General features: G+C 70.5%; 17 protein-coding genes. 8 read left to right on the plus strand and 9 right to left on the minus strand.

Translation table 11 applies throughout. From position 1 onward, the window contains the following. Nucleotides 1-161: 161 nt before the first annotated feature. Complete coding sequence (locus IEZ31_RS40265; protein ID WP_190255376.1) at nucleotides 162-548, minus strand: hypothetical protein; 387 nt, start codon at nucleotides 546-548, stop codon at nucleotides 162-164. An 860-nt stretch (nucleotides 549-1,408) separates the two neighbouring features. Then, nucleotides 1,409-2,299, minus strand: coding sequence for a cation diffusion facilitator family transporter (locus IEZ31_RS40270; protein ID WP_229836388.1), 891 nt, complete (start codon nucleotides 2,297-2,299; stop codon nucleotides 1,409-1,411). A 145-nt stretch (nucleotides 2,300-2,444) separates the two neighbouring features. Here IEZ31_RS40270 and IEZ31_RS40275 point away from each other — a divergent pair, with 145 nt between their 5' ends. The 7 genes from IEZ31_RS40275 to IEZ31_RS40305 all read left to right on the plus strand — a co-directional run bounded on the left by IEZ31_RS40275 (nucleotide 2,445) and on the right by IEZ31_RS40305 (nucleotide 9,271). Further along, a complete protein-coding gene (locus tag IEZ31_RS40275) occupies nucleotides 2,445-2,789 on the plus strand; it encodes an ArsR/SmtB family transcription factor (RefSeq protein ID WP_190255378.1) in 345 nt (114 codons plus the stop codon). Next, nucleotides 2,789-3,511, plus strand: a complete 723-nt coding sequence (locus IEZ31_RS40280; RefSeq protein ID WP_190255379.1) for a cation efflux transmembrane domain-containing protein — start codon at nucleotides 2,789-2,791, stop codon at nucleotides 3,509-3,511. Before IEZ31_RS40275 ends, IEZ31_RS40280 begins: the two co-directional genes overlap by 1 nt. Before the next feature lie 18 nt (nucleotides 3,512-3,529). After that, nucleotides 3,530-3,901 (plus strand): BlaI/MecI/CopY family transcriptional regulator, encoded by a 372-nt coding sequence (locus IEZ31_RS40285; protein ID WP_190255380.1) that lies wholly within the window; start codon nucleotides 3,530-3,532, stop codon nucleotides 3,899-3,901. A gap of 633 nt (nucleotides 3,902-4,534) precedes the next feature. After that, entirely contained in the window at nucleotides 4,535-5,665 is a 1,131-nt protein-coding gene (locus IEZ31_RS40290) for an acyltransferase family protein (RefSeq protein ID WP_190255381.1), read from the plus strand. Between the two features lie 86 nt (nucleotides 5,666-5,751). After that, entirely contained in the window at nucleotides 5,752-7,425 is a 1,674-nt protein-coding gene (locus IEZ31_RS40295; RefSeq protein WP_229836391.1) for a copper resistance CopC/CopD family protein, read from the plus strand. 196 nt (nucleotides 7,426-7,621) lie between these two features. Beyond that, nucleotides 7,622-8,323, plus strand: coding sequence for a DUF1775 domain-containing protein (locus IEZ31_RS40300; protein WP_229836394.1), 702 nt, complete (start codon nucleotides 7,622-7,624; stop codon nucleotides 8,321-8,323). A gap of 282 nt (nucleotides 8,324-8,605) precedes the next feature. After that, complete coding sequence (locus IEZ31_RS40305) at nucleotides 8,606-9,271, plus strand: hypothetical protein (protein ID WP_190255383.1); 666 nt, start codon at nucleotides 8,606-8,608, stop codon at nucleotides 9,269-9,271. 122 nt (nucleotides 9,272-9,393) lie between these two features. Here the strand turns inward: IEZ31_RS40305 and IEZ31_RS40310 are convergent, their stop codons facing one another. Next, the gene (locus IEZ31_RS40310) at nucleotides 9,394-10,632 is read right to left on the minus strand and encodes an MFS transporter (protein ID WP_190255384.1); all 1,239 of its coding nucleotides are present in this window, start codon (nucleotides 10,630-10,632) and stop codon (nucleotides 9,394-9,396) included. Nucleotides 10,633-11,083: 451 nt separating this feature from the next. On the opposite strand from IEZ31_RS40310, the gene IEZ31_RS40315 reads away from it, so the two are divergent. After that, nucleotides 11,084-12,769, plus strand: a complete 1,686-nt coding sequence (locus IEZ31_RS40315; protein ID WP_190255385.1) for a GAF domain-containing protein — start codon at nucleotides 11,084-11,086, stop codon at nucleotides 12,767-12,769. A gap of 121 nt (nucleotides 12,770-12,890) precedes the next feature. Here the strand turns inward: IEZ31_RS40315 and IEZ31_RS40320 are convergent, their stop codons facing one another. From IEZ31_RS40320 to pcaH, 6 genes are read right to left on the minus strand one after another with little or no spacing between them, the layout of a single operon-like run. Then, nucleotides 12,891-13,544, minus strand: a complete 654-nt coding sequence (locus tag IEZ31_RS40320; protein WP_229836397.1) for a 3-oxoacid CoA-transferase subunit B — start codon at nucleotides 13,542-13,544, stop codon at nucleotides 12,891-12,893. Next, entirely contained in the window at nucleotides 13,541-14,233 is a 693-nt protein-coding gene (locus IEZ31_RS40325; protein ID WP_190255386.1) for a 3-oxoacid CoA-transferase subunit A, read from the minus strand. The genes IEZ31_RS40320 and IEZ31_RS40325 overlap by 4 nt, the downstream gene beginning before the upstream one ends. Beyond that, nucleotides 14,230-14,997 (minus strand): alpha/beta fold hydrolase, encoded by a 768-nt coding sequence (locus IEZ31_RS40330; protein ID WP_190255387.1) that lies wholly within the window; start codon nucleotides 14,995-14,997, stop codon nucleotides 14,230-14,232. The genes IEZ31_RS40325 and IEZ31_RS40330 overlap by 4 nt, the downstream gene beginning before the upstream one ends. After that, nucleotides 14,994-16,193 carry a lyase family protein gene (locus IEZ31_RS40335; RefSeq protein WP_229836400.1) on the minus strand — a complete coding sequence of 400 codons (1,200 nt, stop codon included), beginning with the start codon at nucleotides 16,191-16,193 and terminating at the stop codon, nucleotides 14,994-14,996. Before IEZ31_RS40335 ends, IEZ31_RS40330 begins: the two co-directional genes overlap by 4 nt. Next, nucleotides 16,190-16,756, minus strand: coding sequence for a protocatechuate 3,4-dioxygenase subunit alpha (gene pcaG / locus IEZ31_RS40340; protein ID WP_190255388.1), 567 nt, complete (start codon nucleotides 16,754-16,756; stop codon nucleotides 16,190-16,192). The genes IEZ31_RS40335 and pcaG overlap by 4 nt, the downstream gene beginning before the upstream one ends. Further along, nucleotides 16,753-17,517, minus strand: coding sequence for a protocatechuate 3,4-dioxygenase subunit beta (pcaH, locus tag IEZ31_RS40345; RefSeq protein ID WP_190255389.1), 765 nt, complete (start codon nucleotides 17,515-17,517; stop codon nucleotides 16,753-16,755). Before pcaH ends, pcaG begins: the two co-directional genes overlap by 4 nt. Nucleotides 17,518-17,522 lie beyond the last annotated feature (5 nt).

The following is a 17,522-nucleotide window of genomic DNA, read 5'->3' on the forward strand; positions in this document are numbered from 1 at the left end:
CGGGCACGGACACCGAGCCGTTGCAGGAGGGTTAGCCGCCGGACGAGCGGTCAACCTTGCTGCGGGCCGGCTTCCGCGAGCGCTCGCTGAAGTCAGGCTGCTGGACCCGGCTCAGGGAAACGTCGCCCCTGGTCCAGCGGCCTGACTTGACGCTCAGGCGCCTAGTTCGAGGCGATCGACAAGCCGGCATCGCCGCCCGAGAACTGCGTGCCCTGAGCGAAGTTGCTCTGGAACTGGGCACGCAGGGCGTCCATGCTGGAGAAGTCAGCGGACGAGGACTGCTCGCTGCCATCGGCGGCGAAGACCGAGTCCGTCTCGGCTTCGTCGTGAGAGTAGTTGGTGTACTCGGTCTCCTCGTACCGGGCGCCGCTCGGGTCCTCGTACTCGACGTGCCGGCCGGTCTCGAAGTCCGTCGACTCGGCAGAGGCGCTGTCCTGCGCGTACACCCCGAACTCGGAGTTGTAGTCCTGCTCGCTGCCGGACTCCTGGTGCAACTGCTCCAGTTCGCCCGACTCCATGCCCGTCTGGAACTCGCCGTACTCGCTCATCGTTGCCTTCCTCTCAAGCGTTTCATTGGTCTGATCCGTTGTGTCAACCCTGAACCATCCAGTGCCCCAGACACTACTAAGGCATATCGTAGACATGGAATCCCGGATTCGTGCCACAGCCGTCCCGGGTCCGAGGTTCAGATCGGCAACGGTACCCATCGCGACGGCAGGTTCGCCCGTCCATGGCGGCGGTCGCCGGCGTGGCCGGTAGGTACCCGACGACGTGCGGCTGTGACGGGTGGGATCAGGCAAGGGCGGGGAGCTGGCTTGTGATTCGAGTCCGTCGGACGGCGACCTTCCGTCAGCTGCGCCGAGCATCACCGTGGTTGGATCGCTGCGCCGCGTGGCGCAGCGTCGCGGACTGTATGCGCGGGCTGCCCGGCGCACGCGCCGCCGTAACTCTCGGGATGGCCGTGGGGGGTCCTGGTGACAGGCGGCGGCGTGTCGCCGGGATTGGCCGAGTCGTGTGCGAGTCAATGTGTCCGGACGTCTCCACCATCTCGGCCGTGGCCGGGCGCGGTTGGCTCGGCATCAACAGCACGGCGTCCATGGCCGGCGCGAGGGTGGCGCCGACGCCGAGCCCGGCGACCGTGTACCAGGTTGCGATGTACCCGTAGCCGGTGTCCGCCTCGGTGAACACGCCGAGGACCAGTCCGAGGGTGGTGACGGCCAGGCCGGCGACGATCGGCGCGCGGTGGCCGGTGCGGGCAGTGAAACGGGTTGCGACGCCGGCGCCGGCGATGAACCCGGCGATGAGGGGCAGTAGGCGCAGGCCGGTGTCGAGGGCGTCGAGGCCGAGGACGAACTGCAGATGCTGGGGTGCGACGAACAGCAGGCCGGCGATGCGAGCGCGCTGGTCGTTAGGGGTGGACGGGGTGCTCGTGGTTGGCGTGGCCCGCCGGTTCGAGCTGGAACGTGGAGTGCTCGACGTCGAAATGACCGGCCAGGCAGGCCTGCAGGGCGTCGAGCACTTGCGGGGCGTGTCCGTCGTGGAAGCAGGAGTCGTCGACGACAACGTGCGCGGTGAGCACCGGTAGCCCGGAGGTGACGGTGTGCACGTGCAGGTCGTGGACGCCGAGGACGCGGTCGAGCTCGGTGATGTGGGCACGGATCTGCTCCGGGTCGACGCCGGCCGGGGTGGCTTCGAGCAGGACGTTCACCGCCTCGCGCAGCAGGCGCAGCGCCCTCGGAGCGATGACCAGCCCGATGAGGATCGACACGATCGCGTCGGCGCGGGTGAACCCCGTGACGGCGATGACTGCCGCTGCGGCGAGGACCCCGACCGAGGTGGCGGTGTCGGTGGCCACCTCGAGGAACGCGCCGCGCAGGTTCAAGCTCGCGTTGCGTGCCCGGAAGAGCAGGGCGACCGCGGCTAGGTTGCCGGCCAGGCCGATCGCGCCGAACACGGCCATGCCGCCGGGTTCGACCTCGGCGGGTTCGACCAGGCGCCGGACGCCCTCGACGAACACGTAGACGCCCATGCCGGCCAGGATCAGGCCGTTGACGGCTGCAGCGAGAATCTCGGCCCGGGCCCAGCCGAACGTCCGGCGCGCGGACGCGGGCCGGCCGGCGAGCAGTGCCGCGCCGAGCGCAAGGGCGACGCCGCCGGCGTCGGCCAGTACGTGCCCGGCATCGGCGAGTAGGGCGAGGCTGCCGGTGATCAGCGCACCGGCGACCTCGACGGCGAAGATGACGGCGGCGATGCCGAGCGCTCCGGCGAGGGCTCGCCGGTGCCGCCCGGTTGCGGTCATCTGGTGTCCGTGCTCGTGGTCGTGGCCCATCAGTACTCCGCCCAATGACTCATGTTCAGATGCGCATATGACAATGACTGGGGGAGTTGCCGGCCGTCAAGGAGCTGCGCCGAATTAGTTCAGTGTCGCGTTTATTAACTAGCCGATGTACAGTCGGGGTGTGGAGATCCTGACCCACGGTGAGGTCCTCGCCCGCTTTGGCCATGCCCTGTCCGATCCGGTCCGGGCCCGGCTGCTGCTCGCCCTGCGCGACGGTCCCGGCTACCCGGCGGAGCTGGCCGACCTGCTCGGCACCAGCCGGCAGAACCTCTCCAACCATCTCGCCTGCCTGCGTGGCTGTGGCCTGGTCGTCGCCGTCCCGGAAGGCCGGCGCTCCCGCTACGAGCTCGCCGACGCCCGCCTCGCCCACGCCCTCGGAGACCTACTCGGCCTGGTCCTCGCCGTCGACCCGGCGGCCTGTCCCGTCGCCGAGACCGAGGGGTGCTGCTGATGGGCATGCCGCTGGTATCGCTCGGTCCGTCACCCAACCGCCGGGCCGTCCTCACCCGCCGGATCCGGCTGTTCGTCACCGCGACCATCACCTACAACGTCATCGAGGCGGTCGTCGCGATCACCGCCGGGACGAGCGCCTCGTCGACCGCGCTCATCGGCTTCGGGCTCGACTCGGTCATCGAGGTCTCCTCGGCCGCCGCGATCGCCTGGCAGTTCTCCGGTCCCGACCACGAGCGCCGGGAGCGCACCGCGCTCAGGGTCATCGCGGTGTCGTTCTTCGCGCTCGCCGCGTACGTCAGCGTCGAGTCCGTCCGGGCGCTGGCCGGCGCCGACCGGGCGGAACACTCGACCGTCGGCCTCGTCCTGGCCGCAGTCTCGCTCGCGGTGATGCCGGTCCTGTCCGCTGCGCAGCGCCGGGCCGGCCGGGAGCTCGGCTCCGCCTCGGCGGTCGCCGACTCCAAGCAGACGCTGCTGTGCACCTACCTGTCCGCCGTGCTGCTCGTCGGCCTGGCGGTGAACTCGCTGTTCGGCTGGTGGTGGGCCGACCCGGTGGCCGCGTTCGTCATCGCCGCCGTCGCGGTCAAGGAAGGCCGCGAGGCCTGGCGGGGCGACGCCTGCTGCTCACCCGCCGCGGCCCTGCGCACTCCGGCTGCTGCTGGCGGCAATGGCGATGCCGAGTGCGGCGACGGCTGCTGCCTTGCGGGTTACTATGAGGCATAGTCGACCGAAGGATGCGCGGTGCACGGACTCGGAGATCTGGAAGCGGCGCTCATGGATCTGCTGTGGGAGCGCCAGCAGCCAACGTCCGTGCGCGAGGCGCTCACCGAGCTGAGCTGGCACCGCACCCTCGCGTACACGACGGTCATGACAGTGCTCGACACGCTCTACCGCAAGGGTTGGCTCATCCGCGAGCCGAACGGCCGGGCGTACCGCTACACGCCGGTGGTCTCGCGAAACCTGTATGCCGCCCAGGCCATGCACGAGGCTCTGGCCGCCAGCGGTAACCCGTCCGAGGCACTGACCCACTTCCTCGGGCGGATGACCCTGGACGAGGCGGCCGCACTCCGTGCAGCGCTGGACAACTACGAGCGCAGGATCTCGGGAAAATGAGCCGATTCCCTGGCCGCGCTCGCTGCCGCACTGCGACCGCAGCCCGGACCGCCGGAGGACGTTGACGGGCATCCTGGCTTGATCATCACGTAGTGTGCAGCGCCGGCGGGGTGTCGACGAGGATCTGGCATCAGGCAAGCGTCCGTTGATCCGAGGTCATCACGATCAGCCGGACCAACACGCGATCTCCTGCCGTGCCTCGGTCGGGAAGGAAGCGTTCAGCTGAACATCAGAACGAACGCTATCGCGACCAGGACCACAGGTAACAGGAGTGCGGCCACCGTTGCGGCAACGACGATGACCACGAAAAGGCCGAACTGCGACCAGGTTTGCCATCGCGGATCCGTCGGCCGACGAACTGCCCACCGCCGCATCGCCGCCTCCCGCCCGCCCACGCCAGACCGGCGAGGACCGTGAACTGCACTCGCGCCGGCAGTGGACGCCGTTGGTCTGACGTCGCCGGGCGAGGCTCGCGGACCTCGCCGACGCGCCAGAGGGCGTTCGTCCAGACGCACCGTATGACAACTATCGGAAATAGTAGCCAGTCTGGTTCTCGCTTAAAAAGCACGAGTAGTAGCTACGGTTTGGCGTAGTACAATGTCGGAGTTGCGCAACTCGGAAGGGTGGGGACGTATGGCGTCGACCTCCTCGACCGACGTAGCGGTGACCACAACGAGCGCCAGCCGCAGCGGCTACATCGACCTGCTCAGGGCTGCGGCCATTGCCCGGGTCGTGGTCTACCACACCGTTGGCTGGGCGTGGCTCACGGTGGCGTTTCCGGCCATGGGGCTCATGTTCGCACTCGGCGGCTCACTCATGGCAGCCTCGCTCGACCGCTACGGTCGCACGGCGGTCGTCCGGCGGGTCCGGCGTATCCTCCCGCCAGTCTGGCTTATCGGGGCCGCTGCGCTGGCCGCCATGACGGCACGCGGGGGCTTCGGGGTTTCGTGGCGGTGGGTGTTGTGGCTCGTACCGGTCGACGACCCACCGGTCAGCGAATGGGCCGCACCGGCACTCGGCATACTGTGGTACGTCCGGTCGTATCTGTGGTTCGTGCTGCTGTCTCCATTGCTGCTGCCGCTGTTCCGCAGGCGTCCGACGGCGTCGGTCCTTGTGCCCTTCGGGGTGCTGGTCGGCCTCGCGACCCTTGGACAGGACACCGGCGGCGTCGTGCGGGACTTCTTCCTGTACCTGCCGATGTGGCTCATCGGGTTCGCCCATCATGACCGGCTCCTCGAGCGCATCCCGGCGCGTCTGCTGTGGCCCGTTGTCGCTGTCCTCGGCGCGGTGGGCCTCACGCTGCTGTACCGTGCACCCGGTCCGCGGGGATACGACCTCAACGACGCGCCGGTGGCCGACGTCCCGTGGTCTGTCGCCGTACTGCTGGTGCTGCTCGCGTTGGTGCCGCGGCTGCGACGGCCGCGTCGCCGCGGCGAGCCGTTCTGGCCAGTCGTGCCGCTACGGGTCGCCCGCGGGCGTCACCCGACGCGCCAAAGGCTGTCCGGTCGGCTTGGCGCGGCCTTGCGGGCCGTGAATCATCGCGCGTTGACCATCTACCTGTGGCATCAGGCAGCGATCTGGCTCGTCGCGACCGCCGTCGAGCCCTGGCTTCCAGGTGGCACACCCGCACGGCTCGGTGCGGTGCTGGTGATCCTGGCCACCGCCGTCGCCACGTTTGGTTGGGTCGAGGACGTCGCAGCCGGCCGTCGACCTGCGATCCTGCCGGACCGCTGGCACGGCGAACCGTCTCGGGCTGCCGCATGAGTGCCCGAACCTCCCAAGCCCGCGGTGGCTTCATCCGGGCCGCGCTGATGCGGTGTCGGATGCGGGTCCGGTTCCTGTGCTCGCGGGTGCTGGTCACCATCTTGCCGACGGCCGCGGTGCTGCTGCTGTGGGCCACGCCGGCACGCGCCCACGCCGATGTCGAAGGGACCACACCGGCCTCCGGCGCGGTCGTACAGAACGCTCCGGACGCGGTGGTGCTGACGTTCAGCGAGGCGGTCCGGGCAGTCCCTGACAAGATCAGGGTGACCGGCCCCGACGGCCAACGCGCCGACCTGGGCAGGCCTGCCGCAACCGACCGGCAGCTGCGCATCCCGTTGCGGTCCGGCGGTGGCAAGGGCACCTACCTGGTCAGCTACCGGGTGGTCTCGGCGGACGACCATCCCATCACCGGCGGGTTCACCTACTCGCTGATCGAGCCGTCGGCGACGCCGCCAACGGCGTCCGATGCCGATGCCCCGCCAACGCCCCCGAGCATCGCGTTCGGCGTGGCCGTCGCGCGGTATGTCGGCTACGGCGGACTCGTGCTGCTTGCGGGACCGATGCTGGTGCTGTGCACCCTATGGCCGCGGAGACTGCCGGTTGGCGGGCGGACGGGCCCCGCGACCCTTGCCCGCGCCGGAGTATGGGCTTCGGCCCTGGCCGCGGTTGCCGAGCTCGCGCTGCAATTCCCATACACCCTGGGCGCGGACCGGTCGATGCTGTCCGCCGAGTCGCTACGGGCGGTCATCGGCAGCCCGTTCGGGGTGGCGCATCTCGTTCGTCTCGGGGTCGTCGTCGGCGCCGCACTGGTGCTGCGCCGGATCATCGCTGGTCGGGTCGGACGACCCGGCATCGCAGTCGTCGTGACGCTCGCGGTGCTCGGTATCACGGGGCTAGCGACCTGGCCGGTCGCCGGGCACCCGATCGCCGGTCCGATCCCGGCCCTCACGGTCGTTGCCGACGTGGCGCACCTCGGAGCGATGGCCGTCTGGCTCGGCGGCCTGACCGTCGTGCTGGTGTCCCTGTCGAGGAGGGCCTCGCCCCGCGAACTCGCCGTCATCCTCCCGGTCTGGTCAGACTGGGCGATGCTCGCGGTCACGGTCCTCGTCCTGGCCGGCGTCGCACAGGCGCTGGTGCAAGTTGGCACGCTGGACGGGCTTACCGGCACTGCCTACGGCCGCCTCGTACTTGCCAAGGCCGGGTTGCTGGCAGTGGTCCTGGGCGTTGCGCAGTGCTCAAGGATGCTGGTCGCCGGGTTCACTGACCGCCCAGATGCTGATCCGGCGGACGCGCAGGATCGTACGGACACACCGCGCATTGCGCGCCTGCAACGAACGGTACTCGCCGAGGTCGCAATCACCGCAGTGGTGCTCGCCGCGACGGCTGCACTCGTGCAGACCACGCCCGCGCGCACGGCCCAGGCCGGGCCGCCGTCCCGCGACGCGTTCAACGTCACGGTGACGACGAATCTGTTCCAACTCGGGATCGACATCGCCCCCGCTCGGACCGGCGTCAACACCGTGCACCTCTACGCCACGGACGCCGGCGGCCGACCGATTCCGGTCGCGGAGTGGTCCGGCACCGCTGCGCTGCCTGATCGGGGCATCGAGCCGATCGCCGTGCCGTTGCTCGCGCTCACCTCGGACCACGCCAGCGGACAGCTCACCTTCCCGGTCGCCGGCGACTGGCAACTGCGCTTCACGGTCCGCATCGACGAGACGAACCGGGCCACCGCGACGACGACCATCCAGGTGCGCTGACCGGTGCTGGACGCAGAAGGCGGATTCAAACACGGGCGGTGGCGGTGATGGCGCGGGTGGACCGTTGCGGTGCGGATCGCCCGTCACCGAGCGGCTCGACGTCGGCACGGCTCCGAAAGTACGTAGTAGTAGGCTCAACGCCGAGCTCTTCCAGTGGTAGGGGGATCGCATGTCCGTTCGTCGTCGGTCGTTGCCTGTGGCGGTCGCGACCGGAGCCGCCATCGGAACGTTGACCGTTGTCTTCGGCGGCTCCCCGGCCGCTGCGCACGTCGAAGTGGTGGCCGACAACCCGCAGGCCGGTGCCGGCAACGTCACGGTCACCTTCACCGGTGAGGGCGAGTCGACCCGGGCGGGCATCGTCTCCGAACGGGTCGTGCTGCCGACCGGCATCGCTCCCGCGGACGTACGGCTGGTGTCGGCGCCTCCCGGCTGGACCCTCACCGTCGCCGCGGACGGATACACCGTGGCCGGACCGGCCCTCAAGCCGAAGGACGATGCCGTCCATTCGGTCATGGTCGCGCGGCTGCCCGTCGACGCGACCGTGCTGGTGTTCAAGACGATCGAGACCTACAGCGACGGCAAGGTGTCGCGTTGGATCGATGTGCCAGACGCTGCCAACCCGGAACCGGAGAACCCCGCACCGGCGTTGAAGCTGCGGCCTGCCGCGCCAGGCGCCGCCGCGACGTCCGTCCCAACCTCGTCCTCCGCACCCGCGAGCCCTTCACCGGCGACATCGCCGACTGAGAGCAGCAACGCTGCGGCGCCCGCGTCCTCTGACTCCAGCGACAACACGCCAGTCGGGTGGATCGCCGCGATCGGCGGCATCGTGGTCGTCGGGGCGCTGGGGATCGCACTGCTGGCCCGGCGGCGTCGATCGGACGACGGGACCAACACCTAAGCAGTCGACGGCCGCGGCTGCGGCTGCGGCTCTGGTCTCTCGCGGTCGCCGCGGAAGCGGGGAGTTCGACTACGAAGCTGCATCGTAGTATGGGTTGCAGCAAGGAACGCCACCCAGCGGCGCCCGCTACCAGGAGACTGACCGCCCACCCGGCCCGGGGTCCTCGCAGCCATCCCCCTCCGCAACGAGGACCCCACGGTCGCAAACGACCAGCGCCACCGACCACGAACGCTCCGCCGTATCCAGAGCTCACCCGCGCAGCAGGCGACATAGGAGCAGCCCATGCCCGAGATCCTGCGCCGCAACGCGACGTTCCTCGTTCTGGTAGCTTTCGCTGCCGCATCTGCCGCCGTCGTGTGGTTCACGTTGCCGCACGACCGCGAGGTCAAATCGCTCGGCATCTTCCTGTTCAAACTTCTGCCGTTCGTGTTCGCCGTCGAGGCGATCGCCCGGGTCGACCTCGACCTCGCCCGGCGTCTCCACCTGGCACGCATCCTCATCCCCGCCGCATTCTGTGTATTCCTCCTGTACTTCGTACCGAAGATCTTCTTCTATCTCGACGACTTCCCAACCGTCTACTACCACGTGCTTGTCTTGACGCCAGTCGTCATCGCCGCCCTCGTCCTGGCGTACCGCCTTGGCGGCGGCACCGCCGGCAACGTCCGTCGCATCGGATACGCCTCGCTGCTCATCATGATCTCCGGTCTGGAGGACCTGGCCTTCCTGACGATCAACAACCACACCGACCCCAGATGGAGCACAATCCCGGAGGTCTGGAGCTGGGCGTCGCACATGACCGTCTTCCTCGGCCATCCGCCGACCAAGTACGAAGCCTATGCACTCATCGCGGCGCGTGTTGCGCTCGCACTCATCATCCTGGCCACCCCGAGCCGATGGTTTGAGCGGCTGCGACCCGGCTCCCGCCGGAGTTCTCGCCCGGCAAACTGACCTGGCCCGCAGCGGGCGCCAGCAGTACCCGCGGGTGTCGGTGGTCCAGCCGGGGGCCGCACCCTGACCGCAGGCGTCCGGCCCGATGTCGCGATGACACCCGGTCCGCGCCAGGACCTGCACTACTCGGTCAGGCTCAGGTGGCGCGACTCGGGAATGGACGTCAGGGCGATCAAGCCGATCAGGAGCCCGCAGACCAGCACGACGGTCAACCACACTGTCGACGAGGTCTGCGCGATCAGCCACTCCGCCACGAAGGGTGTGGGTGCACCGCCGATGACGTTGCCGAGCGTGAATATTGTGGCGTGTCCTGAAAGCCGGACCTTCGTCGGGAACGGTTCGGCCAGCATCGCCGGAAGCGCCCCGTATCCAAGCAGAGACATCGGAAGTGTCAGTATGCTGCCGAGCAACATGAGCCCCCACATCTTGGTGTTGAGCAGGGGGAAGTAGGCCAGCATGCCGCCAATCGTCAGCACCAGGGACGCCGCGAGGACTGCCCGCCGACCGAATCGGTCGCTGAGCCGTCCGCCGGCGACGACGGTGACGGCCCCGACCGAGTTCGCGGCCAGCAGCAGGTACAGGCCGATGTGCGGAGGCATCTTCAACACGTCGCTGATGTAGTGCAGCGAGAAGATCGCAACGACATAGTAGAGCGCCACCTGCGGCGTCCACACCAGTGTCAGTCGAAAAACGACTCCCGGGAAGTCGTGGATGACCGCGACCAACGGGGCTCGAGTACGCCGCTCGGTCCCCGATGCCACCTCGAACATGGGCGACTCGGCGACCTTCATCCGGATGAAGAGCCCGACGAAGGCCATCAGGAAGCCCACGACGAAGGGGATCCGCCAGGTCGTCGCCAGGAAGGCCTGCCTGCCGCCAATCGCCTCGGTGAGGACCAGGGTGACCGTCACCAGGATCTGGCCGAGTGGCGAGCCCAGGTTCACCAGGGCGCCCACCAACCCGCGCTTTCCGGCCGGCGCGTATTCGACGGCCATGACCTGAGCGGTGCTCGTCTCGCCCCCGAGGCTCAGCCCTTGTACGCACCGCAGGAGCAGCAGCAGGATCGGCGCCGCCAAACCGATGGCGTGGTAACCCGGCAGTACCGCGATGCCCAAGGAGGCGAAGCTCATCATCAGCAGGGCGACGACGAGCATCCGCTTGCGCCCGATGCGGTCGCCGAAGTGCGCGAACACCAGGGCACCCAGCGGCCGGACGAGCAGTCCGACGCCGAACGAGGCGAACGACGCGAGGACGCCGGCGGCTCCCGACAACGGTGGAAAGAAGAGTTGCGGAAACACCAGCGCAGCGACCACACCGTACAGGCCGAAATCGAACCACTCGAGCGTCGTGCCCACGGACATGCCCGCGATGGCGCGGCCCTGTGCCCGGATCGAGGTCGGCCTGCGATCAGGAGTCCTCGGTGGATCGTTGCACATGGGAACCTTTCAGAAGGGCAGGAGCGGTGTCCCGACCGGCCTGCTCAAGCACAAGTACCGCCGAGAAGCCCAGGGACACGATGGGCGGCCGGACTTTTGCCGTCACGGTGACCGGGCCACGGTGACATCGAGGACGCAGCATTGACGAAGGGCGCCCATGGCCGGGCGGCGTGCCAGTTTCCGGTCTGCCGTACGGCCGGGTACAGCGATCGGGCCCAGCTTCGGCGCCGGAAGGCATTGTGACCCCCGCGATACGCTCGTTAGGGAACGTACTGGCGCCCAGTGTGAGCGAAATGGTTATGCGTTGTCCTTCACCGGCGAGCGAAGGTTCCGCACCACCTAGGTACCGAGGAGCGACGAGGTACCGAGGAGCGACATGGCCAGCGCGCTGGGTGGGCTGAACCGTCGGACGGTCCGCGCAGGTGTCGTCGTGCTGCTCATCGTCGCCGCCGTGTTCGGCGTCGTCCTGTTCGCGGTCGGCGAGCAGCGGGCGACCGCTCGCACGTTCGTCCACCCCCGGGACGTGTCGGTCCAGCGACCCTCCCTCGACACGCAGAACGCGCAGCACGGATGCACACTCCCCGGCGATGCGAGCTCCGCCGGGAGGTGCCAGGCGGAGCGGGCCGCCGTCCCCGCGGCGAGCCTCAGGGCGAGCGAGCGGCAACTCGACTCGGCGCGTGATGAGCACAACCGGGTGATCACCGACCGCGAGATCGTCGCGCTCAGCCTCGGCCTGGCCGTCTCGGTATGTGTCATCACCCTGATCGGCTGGTACCGGAGCAGGATCATGATCCGCAGGGGGGCGGTCATGGCCGACCGGCTCGCCGGCGGCGATCTCAGCGCACGCATGCCCGAGACCGGCAAAGCTGAGGTCGGCCGGCTCGAACGATCGTTCAACATCATGGCTGCCTCGCTCGAACACAGCCACCGCGAGCTGACCCAGTTCGTTGAGACACAGACCGCATTGCGTCGCGTCGCCACGCTTGTCGCTCGAGGTGTCCCGCCGAGCGACGTCATGGCGGCGGTCGCCGAGGAACTGGCGCGGCTCATCGGTACCGACACCGCCCGCATCTTCCGGTACGAGGCCAACGGCACCACGACTGTCGTGGCAGCTTTCGGCAGACCCGACTTGGCGCTCCCGGTCGGCACGCACGTATCGCTGGAGGGCGGGCCCACCGTTACGGCGCTCGTGCTGCGCACCGGTCGACCCGCCCGGGTGGACAACTTCGATGACGCGTCCGGCCCACTCGCGGCATACGCGCGCAGGCACGGGATCCAGGCGGCAGTCGGCGCCCCGATTCACGTCGGTGGCCGCCTCTGGGGAGCCACGACGGCCGCCTCGACGACCGGCGAACCGCCTCCCCCCGACGCTGAAGCCCGCCTCGCCGAGTGCACCGACCTGATCGGAACTGCCATCGCGAACGCTCAGACCCACGCCGAGCTGATCGCGTCGCGGGCCCGGGTTGTGCTCGCCACCGATCAGGCGCGCCGGCGGATCGAGCGCGACCTGCACGACGGCGTCCAGCAGCGACTCGTTTCGCTCGGGCTGGAGGTACGTCGCGCCGAAGCCAACGTGCCGCCGGAGATGGCCGAGCTGCGGGGACAGCTGTCCGCCGTCGTGTCCGGGCTGACCGGCACGCTGGACGACGTGCGGGAGATCTCCCGCGGCGTCCACCCGGCGATCCTGACGGAGGGTGGCCTGCGGCTGGCACTCAAGGGGCTGGCCCGCCGTTCCGCTGTGCCGGTGGAGCTCGACCTGCAGCTGCAGGACCGCCTCCCCGAACCCGTCGAGGTCGCGGCGTACTACGTCGTCACCGAGGCGCTGGCCAACGCGGCCAAGCATGCGCGCGCCTCGCTCATCCGGATCAGCGCGCTCGTCGAAGACGGTTGTCTGTCCGTGTCGGTTCGCGACGACGGCGTCGGTGGCGCCGATGCAGGGCACGGCTCCGGCCTTGTCGGCCTCACCGACCGGGTCGAAGCGCTGGGTGGAACGATGACCGTCGACAGCCCCGCCCACCAGGGCACGCTGCTGCGGATCACGCTGCCCCTCGCCGCCGCCTGAGGTCCGGCCCGGGCAGCACCTCGATCATCGCGGCCGTCGCGGAGAAGAAGACCAGCTGTTACACACCCGCGGCGCCGGGTCTGGAGGACGTCCCACGCCGGTCGTTCGTGTCGAGCGGGCGTCATGACGTTCTGTCGTCGAGGGGCACCGGTACCCGTTGCCGGAGCTCTTCGAAGCTGATGCCGAACAGGTCGCGGACGCGTACGCCGCCCGAGCGGTCCAGTAGGAACACGGCGTGGTCGGTGTACACGCGCGAGACGCACCGCACGCCGGTCAGCGGGTAGGAACAGGCGGGCACGAGCTTGCTGGAGCCGTCCTTCGCGAAGAGGGTCATCATCACGAAGGTCTCCCGGGCGCCGATGGCGAGGTCCATCGCGCCGCCGACGGCGGGGATGTCGTCGGGGCGGCCGGTGTGCCAGTTGGCGAGGTCGCCGGTCGCCGACACCTGGTATGCGCCGAGCACGCAACAGTCGAGGTGGCCGCCGCGCATCATGGCGAACGAGTCGGCGTGGTGGAAGTAGGCGGCGCCGGGCCGTTCCGTAACGGGGATCTTGCCGGCGTTGATGAGCTCCGGGTCGACGTCCTCGCCGTGCGCCTCGGGACCCATGCCGAGCAGGCCGTTCTCGGTGTGCAGGACCACCCCGGCGTCCGGTGCGAAGTGGTTGGACACCTTGGTCGGCAGGCCGATGCCGAGGTTGACGAAGGCGCCGCGCGGGATGTCGGCCGCGACCGCGGCGGCGAGGGCGTCGCCGTCGAGACGGTGGTCGAGGATCACGATTGCACCGGTTTCCTGTGTACTGGCTGTGGCGCGACGAGGACGACCCGGTCGACGTATACGGATGGCGTGACGACGTGCTCGGGATCGATGCCGCCGACGGGAACGATCGAGCGGACCTGGACGACGGTGACGCGGGCGGCCGCCGCCATGATCGGGCCGAAGTTCCGGGCCGTCTTGCGGTACGTCAGGTTGCCGGTGGTGTCGGACGTCTGCGCGCTGATGAGGGCGTAGTCGGCGGGCAGCGGATGCTCCAGGACGTAGCCGCGGCCGCCGATCACTCTCGTCTCCTTGCCCTCGGCGAGGGGCGTGCCGAAGCCGGTGGGGGTGAAGAACGCACCGATGCCGGCGCCGGCGGCGCGGATGCGTTCCGCGAGGTTGCCCTGCGGCACCAGCTCCAGTTCGATCTCGCCGGCACGGTACCGCCGGTCGAAGTGCCAGGAGTCGGCCTGCCGCGGGAAGGAGCAGATGATCCGCCGGACCCGGCCCCTGGCGATGAGCGCGGCGAGTCCGCGGTCGCCGTTGCCGGCGTTGTTGTTGATCACAGTGAGGTCGGACGCGCCGCCGTCGATCAACGCCTCGATGAGCTCGACCGGCTGGCCCGCGTGGCCGAACCCGCCGAGCATGACGGTCGAGGAGTCGGGGATCCCGGCCACCGCCTCGGCCGGTGTGGCGGAAAAGCTGATCATCGTGTGCCGCCCTCGTTCCCCAGCCTTCGCGGAAGGTGCATGGCGCGCCGGAGCGCGTCGGTCGTGGCCGCGGGACGTTCGGCCGGTGGCAGGTGGCCGCAGCCGGCCAGGACGGTCGGGTGCAGGTCCGCGACGGCGGAAGGCGGGACCACGACGTCGAGCTCGCCGGGCAGGACGGCCAGCGGAACGGCCGGCTCGCGGCCCCGCAGGTCGAACGCGGCGAGGGCCTCGCAGGCCAGGGCGTAGGACTCGGGGTCGGTGTCGGTCAGCGCCCGCAGCAGCGCCGTCGCGACGCCTGGTTCGCGGCCGGTGAACCCGGGGGCGAACCAGCGTTCGGCGGCGCCGGCCACGAGCGCCGCCGTTCCGGCCCGCCGGACGAGGGCGGCCCGCTCGTGCCAGGCGTCGCTCGTGCCGATGCGGGGCGCCGAGGCGATGGCGGCGACGCCGGCGAACGGCGTCGGGCGGGTGGCGAGTTGGAAGCCCACCGAGCCGCCCAGGGAGACGCCGGCGTACCAGATCCGCCGCCCTGCGCCTGCCCAGCCCCGCGCGAGGCCGGTGATCGCGTCGGCGAGGTCGGCGACGGTGAACGGCGTGCCGGCCGCCGGCGACCGGCCGTGCCCCGGCAGGTCCCAGCCGATCACCTCGACGTCGGCGGCCAGCAGCGCCGCCGCGCGGCCCCAGAGGGCCTCGACGGAGGTGCCGAGCGACGGTCCGAGCACCAGCAGGTCCGCGCCGGATCCACCGAACCGGGTCGTGGTGATCATGCCGGTACCGCCACCGCGGCGTGCCGGGCCAGGGCCCGGTCGACCAGGGCGGCGGCAACGCCCAGATACCCGGTCACGTCGCCGGCTCCTGGGCCGTCGCGCTCGGCCAGCAGGTCGGCGGCGGCGTTCTGGGCGCGGCGGCGCATGACGTCCGCGTGCACCCGGAGATCGCGGGTGAGCTCCGCGGCCTGGTTCGCCGCGGTCGCGACGAGGAGGAGCAGTGACCGCAGCGACGGCCACTCGGTGTGCCAGGCGCCGTCGGGCCGCTCGTCGACCGCCTGTGCGGCGGCGAGGTGGAGCTGGGCCGCCAGCAGCGGTGCCCGGGCCGCGGCGCTGCGGATGAGGACGCTGAGCACCGGGTTCCGCTTGTGCGGCATGGTGGAGGACCCGCCCCGTCCGGCGACCGGGCCCTCCTGCAGCTCGCCGAACTCGGGCCGGGAGAGCAGCGCGACGTCGGCGGCGATCACGCCGAGCGCGTCGGTGACGGTCACCAGCGCGTCGCCGAGACGCGTGACGGGTGTGCGCCGCGTGTGCCAGGGCAGGCCCGGGTCCGCGAGGTCGAGGGATGCGGCGAAGCCGCGGGCCGTGGTGAGCGGGTCCGGGACGGTGGCGGCAAGCAGCGAGAGCGTGCCGGCGGCCCCGCCGCACTGCGCGGGAAGGCCGGCACGGGTCGCGATGATGATGCCCAGTGCGTCGAGCACGCCGGTCAGCCACTGAGCTGCCTTCAGCCCGAACGTGATCGGTACCGCGTGCTGGGTGAGGGTCCGGCCGGCCATCGGGGTGTGCCGGTGCCGGTGGGCGTGGGCCGCCAGCGCGTCGGCGGTGGTCCGCAGGTCGTCACCCAGCCGCTCCAGAACCCGGGCGGCGAGCAGCATCAGCGCCGTGTCGAGGACGTCCTGGCTGGTGAGCCCGCGGTGCACGAGCGCGGCGGCCGTGGGGTCGGCAACCCTGGCGCGCAGCTCGCGGACCAGCGGCACCACCGGGTTGCCGGCCGCCTCCGCCGCGGCGACCAGGCCGGGCGGCGAAGGGGTGCAGCGCGCCGCGGCGGCAATGGCGCGCACCTGCTCGGCCGATGCGACGCCGGCGCGGCCGAGGGCCTGCCCCCACGCCGTCTCCACGGTCAGCATCGCCTGGACCACGGCGTCGTCGTCGACCAGTTCGGCGGCGCGGTGGCTGCCCGGTTGGAGGAGGGTCACCGGTACGCTCCGTGCTGAGGAAACGCGAGGAACGTGGTCTCGTCGGGGCCCTGGAGGCGGATGTCGAACCGGAGGTCCCCGGTGGCGTCACGTTCGGCGATGAGGGTCGCCCGTTCCGTCGGGTCGAGCGCGCTCAGCAGCGGGTCGTCCTCGAGGCCCGGACCGGGGACGTAGGCCCGGGTGAACAGCCGGTCGAGCAGCCCGCGGGCGAAGACCGCGACGGCGAAGAACGCGGCCCGGCCGGGATACGCCGGGCCGGGAACGACGGTGGTGAACGAGTAGCGGCCGGCCGAGTCGACGGCGGCGCGGCCCCATCCGGTGAAGCGGGTGCCGTCGCGGCGCAGCGCCCCGTCCACGGCCGGCACGACGCCGTCCGGGCCGGCCTGCCGGATCTCCAGCAGCGCGTCGGGGACCGGCATGCCGTCGCCGTCGGACACGGTGCCGTACAGGCGGATCGCGGCCGGGTCTGCCGGGGGGACGAGTTCGTGACCGCGCGGGTACGGCAGTGCGAAGCCGTAGAAGGGGCCGACCGTCTGGCCGGGCGTGGGCGGCAGCGGGCTCATCGCGCCTCCTCGTCGAGCGGCGTGCGGTGGGCTCCGCCGAGCACGACGTCCCAGCGGTAGCCGAGCAGCCATTCGTGCTCCGACAGGTCGTGGTCGTACGTGGCCACGAGCCGCTCCCGGGCGCGGGGGTCGGTGATCGACTGGTAGATCGGATCCAGGGCGAACAGCGGGTCGCCCGGGAAGTACATCTGCGTGACCAGCCGCTGGGTGAAGTCCGTGCCGAACAGGGAGAAGTGGATGTGCGCGGGCCGCCAGGCGTTGCGGTGGTTGCGCCACGGGTACGGCCCGGGCTTGATCGTGACGAAGCGGTAGCCGCCGTTGTCGTCGGTGAGGCACCGGCCCGCCCCGGTGAAGTGCGGGTCGACGGCGGACGGGTGCTGGTCGCGTTTGTGGATGTAGCGGCCGCCGGCGTTGGCCTGCCAGATCTCCACCAGCTGGTGGCGCACCGGCCGGCCGTCGCCGTCGAGCACCCGCCCCTGCACCACGATCCGCTCGCCGATCGGCTCGCCGCCGTGCTGGATGGTCAGGTCGGCTTCGAGCGGGTCGACGTCGCTGGGACCGAACACGGGGGCCAGCAGTTCGGCGGCTTCCGGGTCGGCGTGCCGGAGGTCCTTGGTCGGGTGGCGCAGCGTGGAGCCGCGGTAGGGCGGGAAGGCGAGCAGCGGCTGGCGCGCGGGGTTCCCGCGGGCGTGCAGCGCCGCGATCTCGGTGGAGATCTGCCGCTGCGACGCCAGCCCGGCATCTCGGGAGGTCGGAGTCACGGTGC

The sequence above is a fragment of the Dactylosporangium sucinum genome, assembly GCF_014647515.1.
GTDB lineage: Bacteria > Actinomycetota > Actinomycetes > Mycobacteriales > Micromonosporaceae > Dactylosporangium > Dactylosporangium sucinum.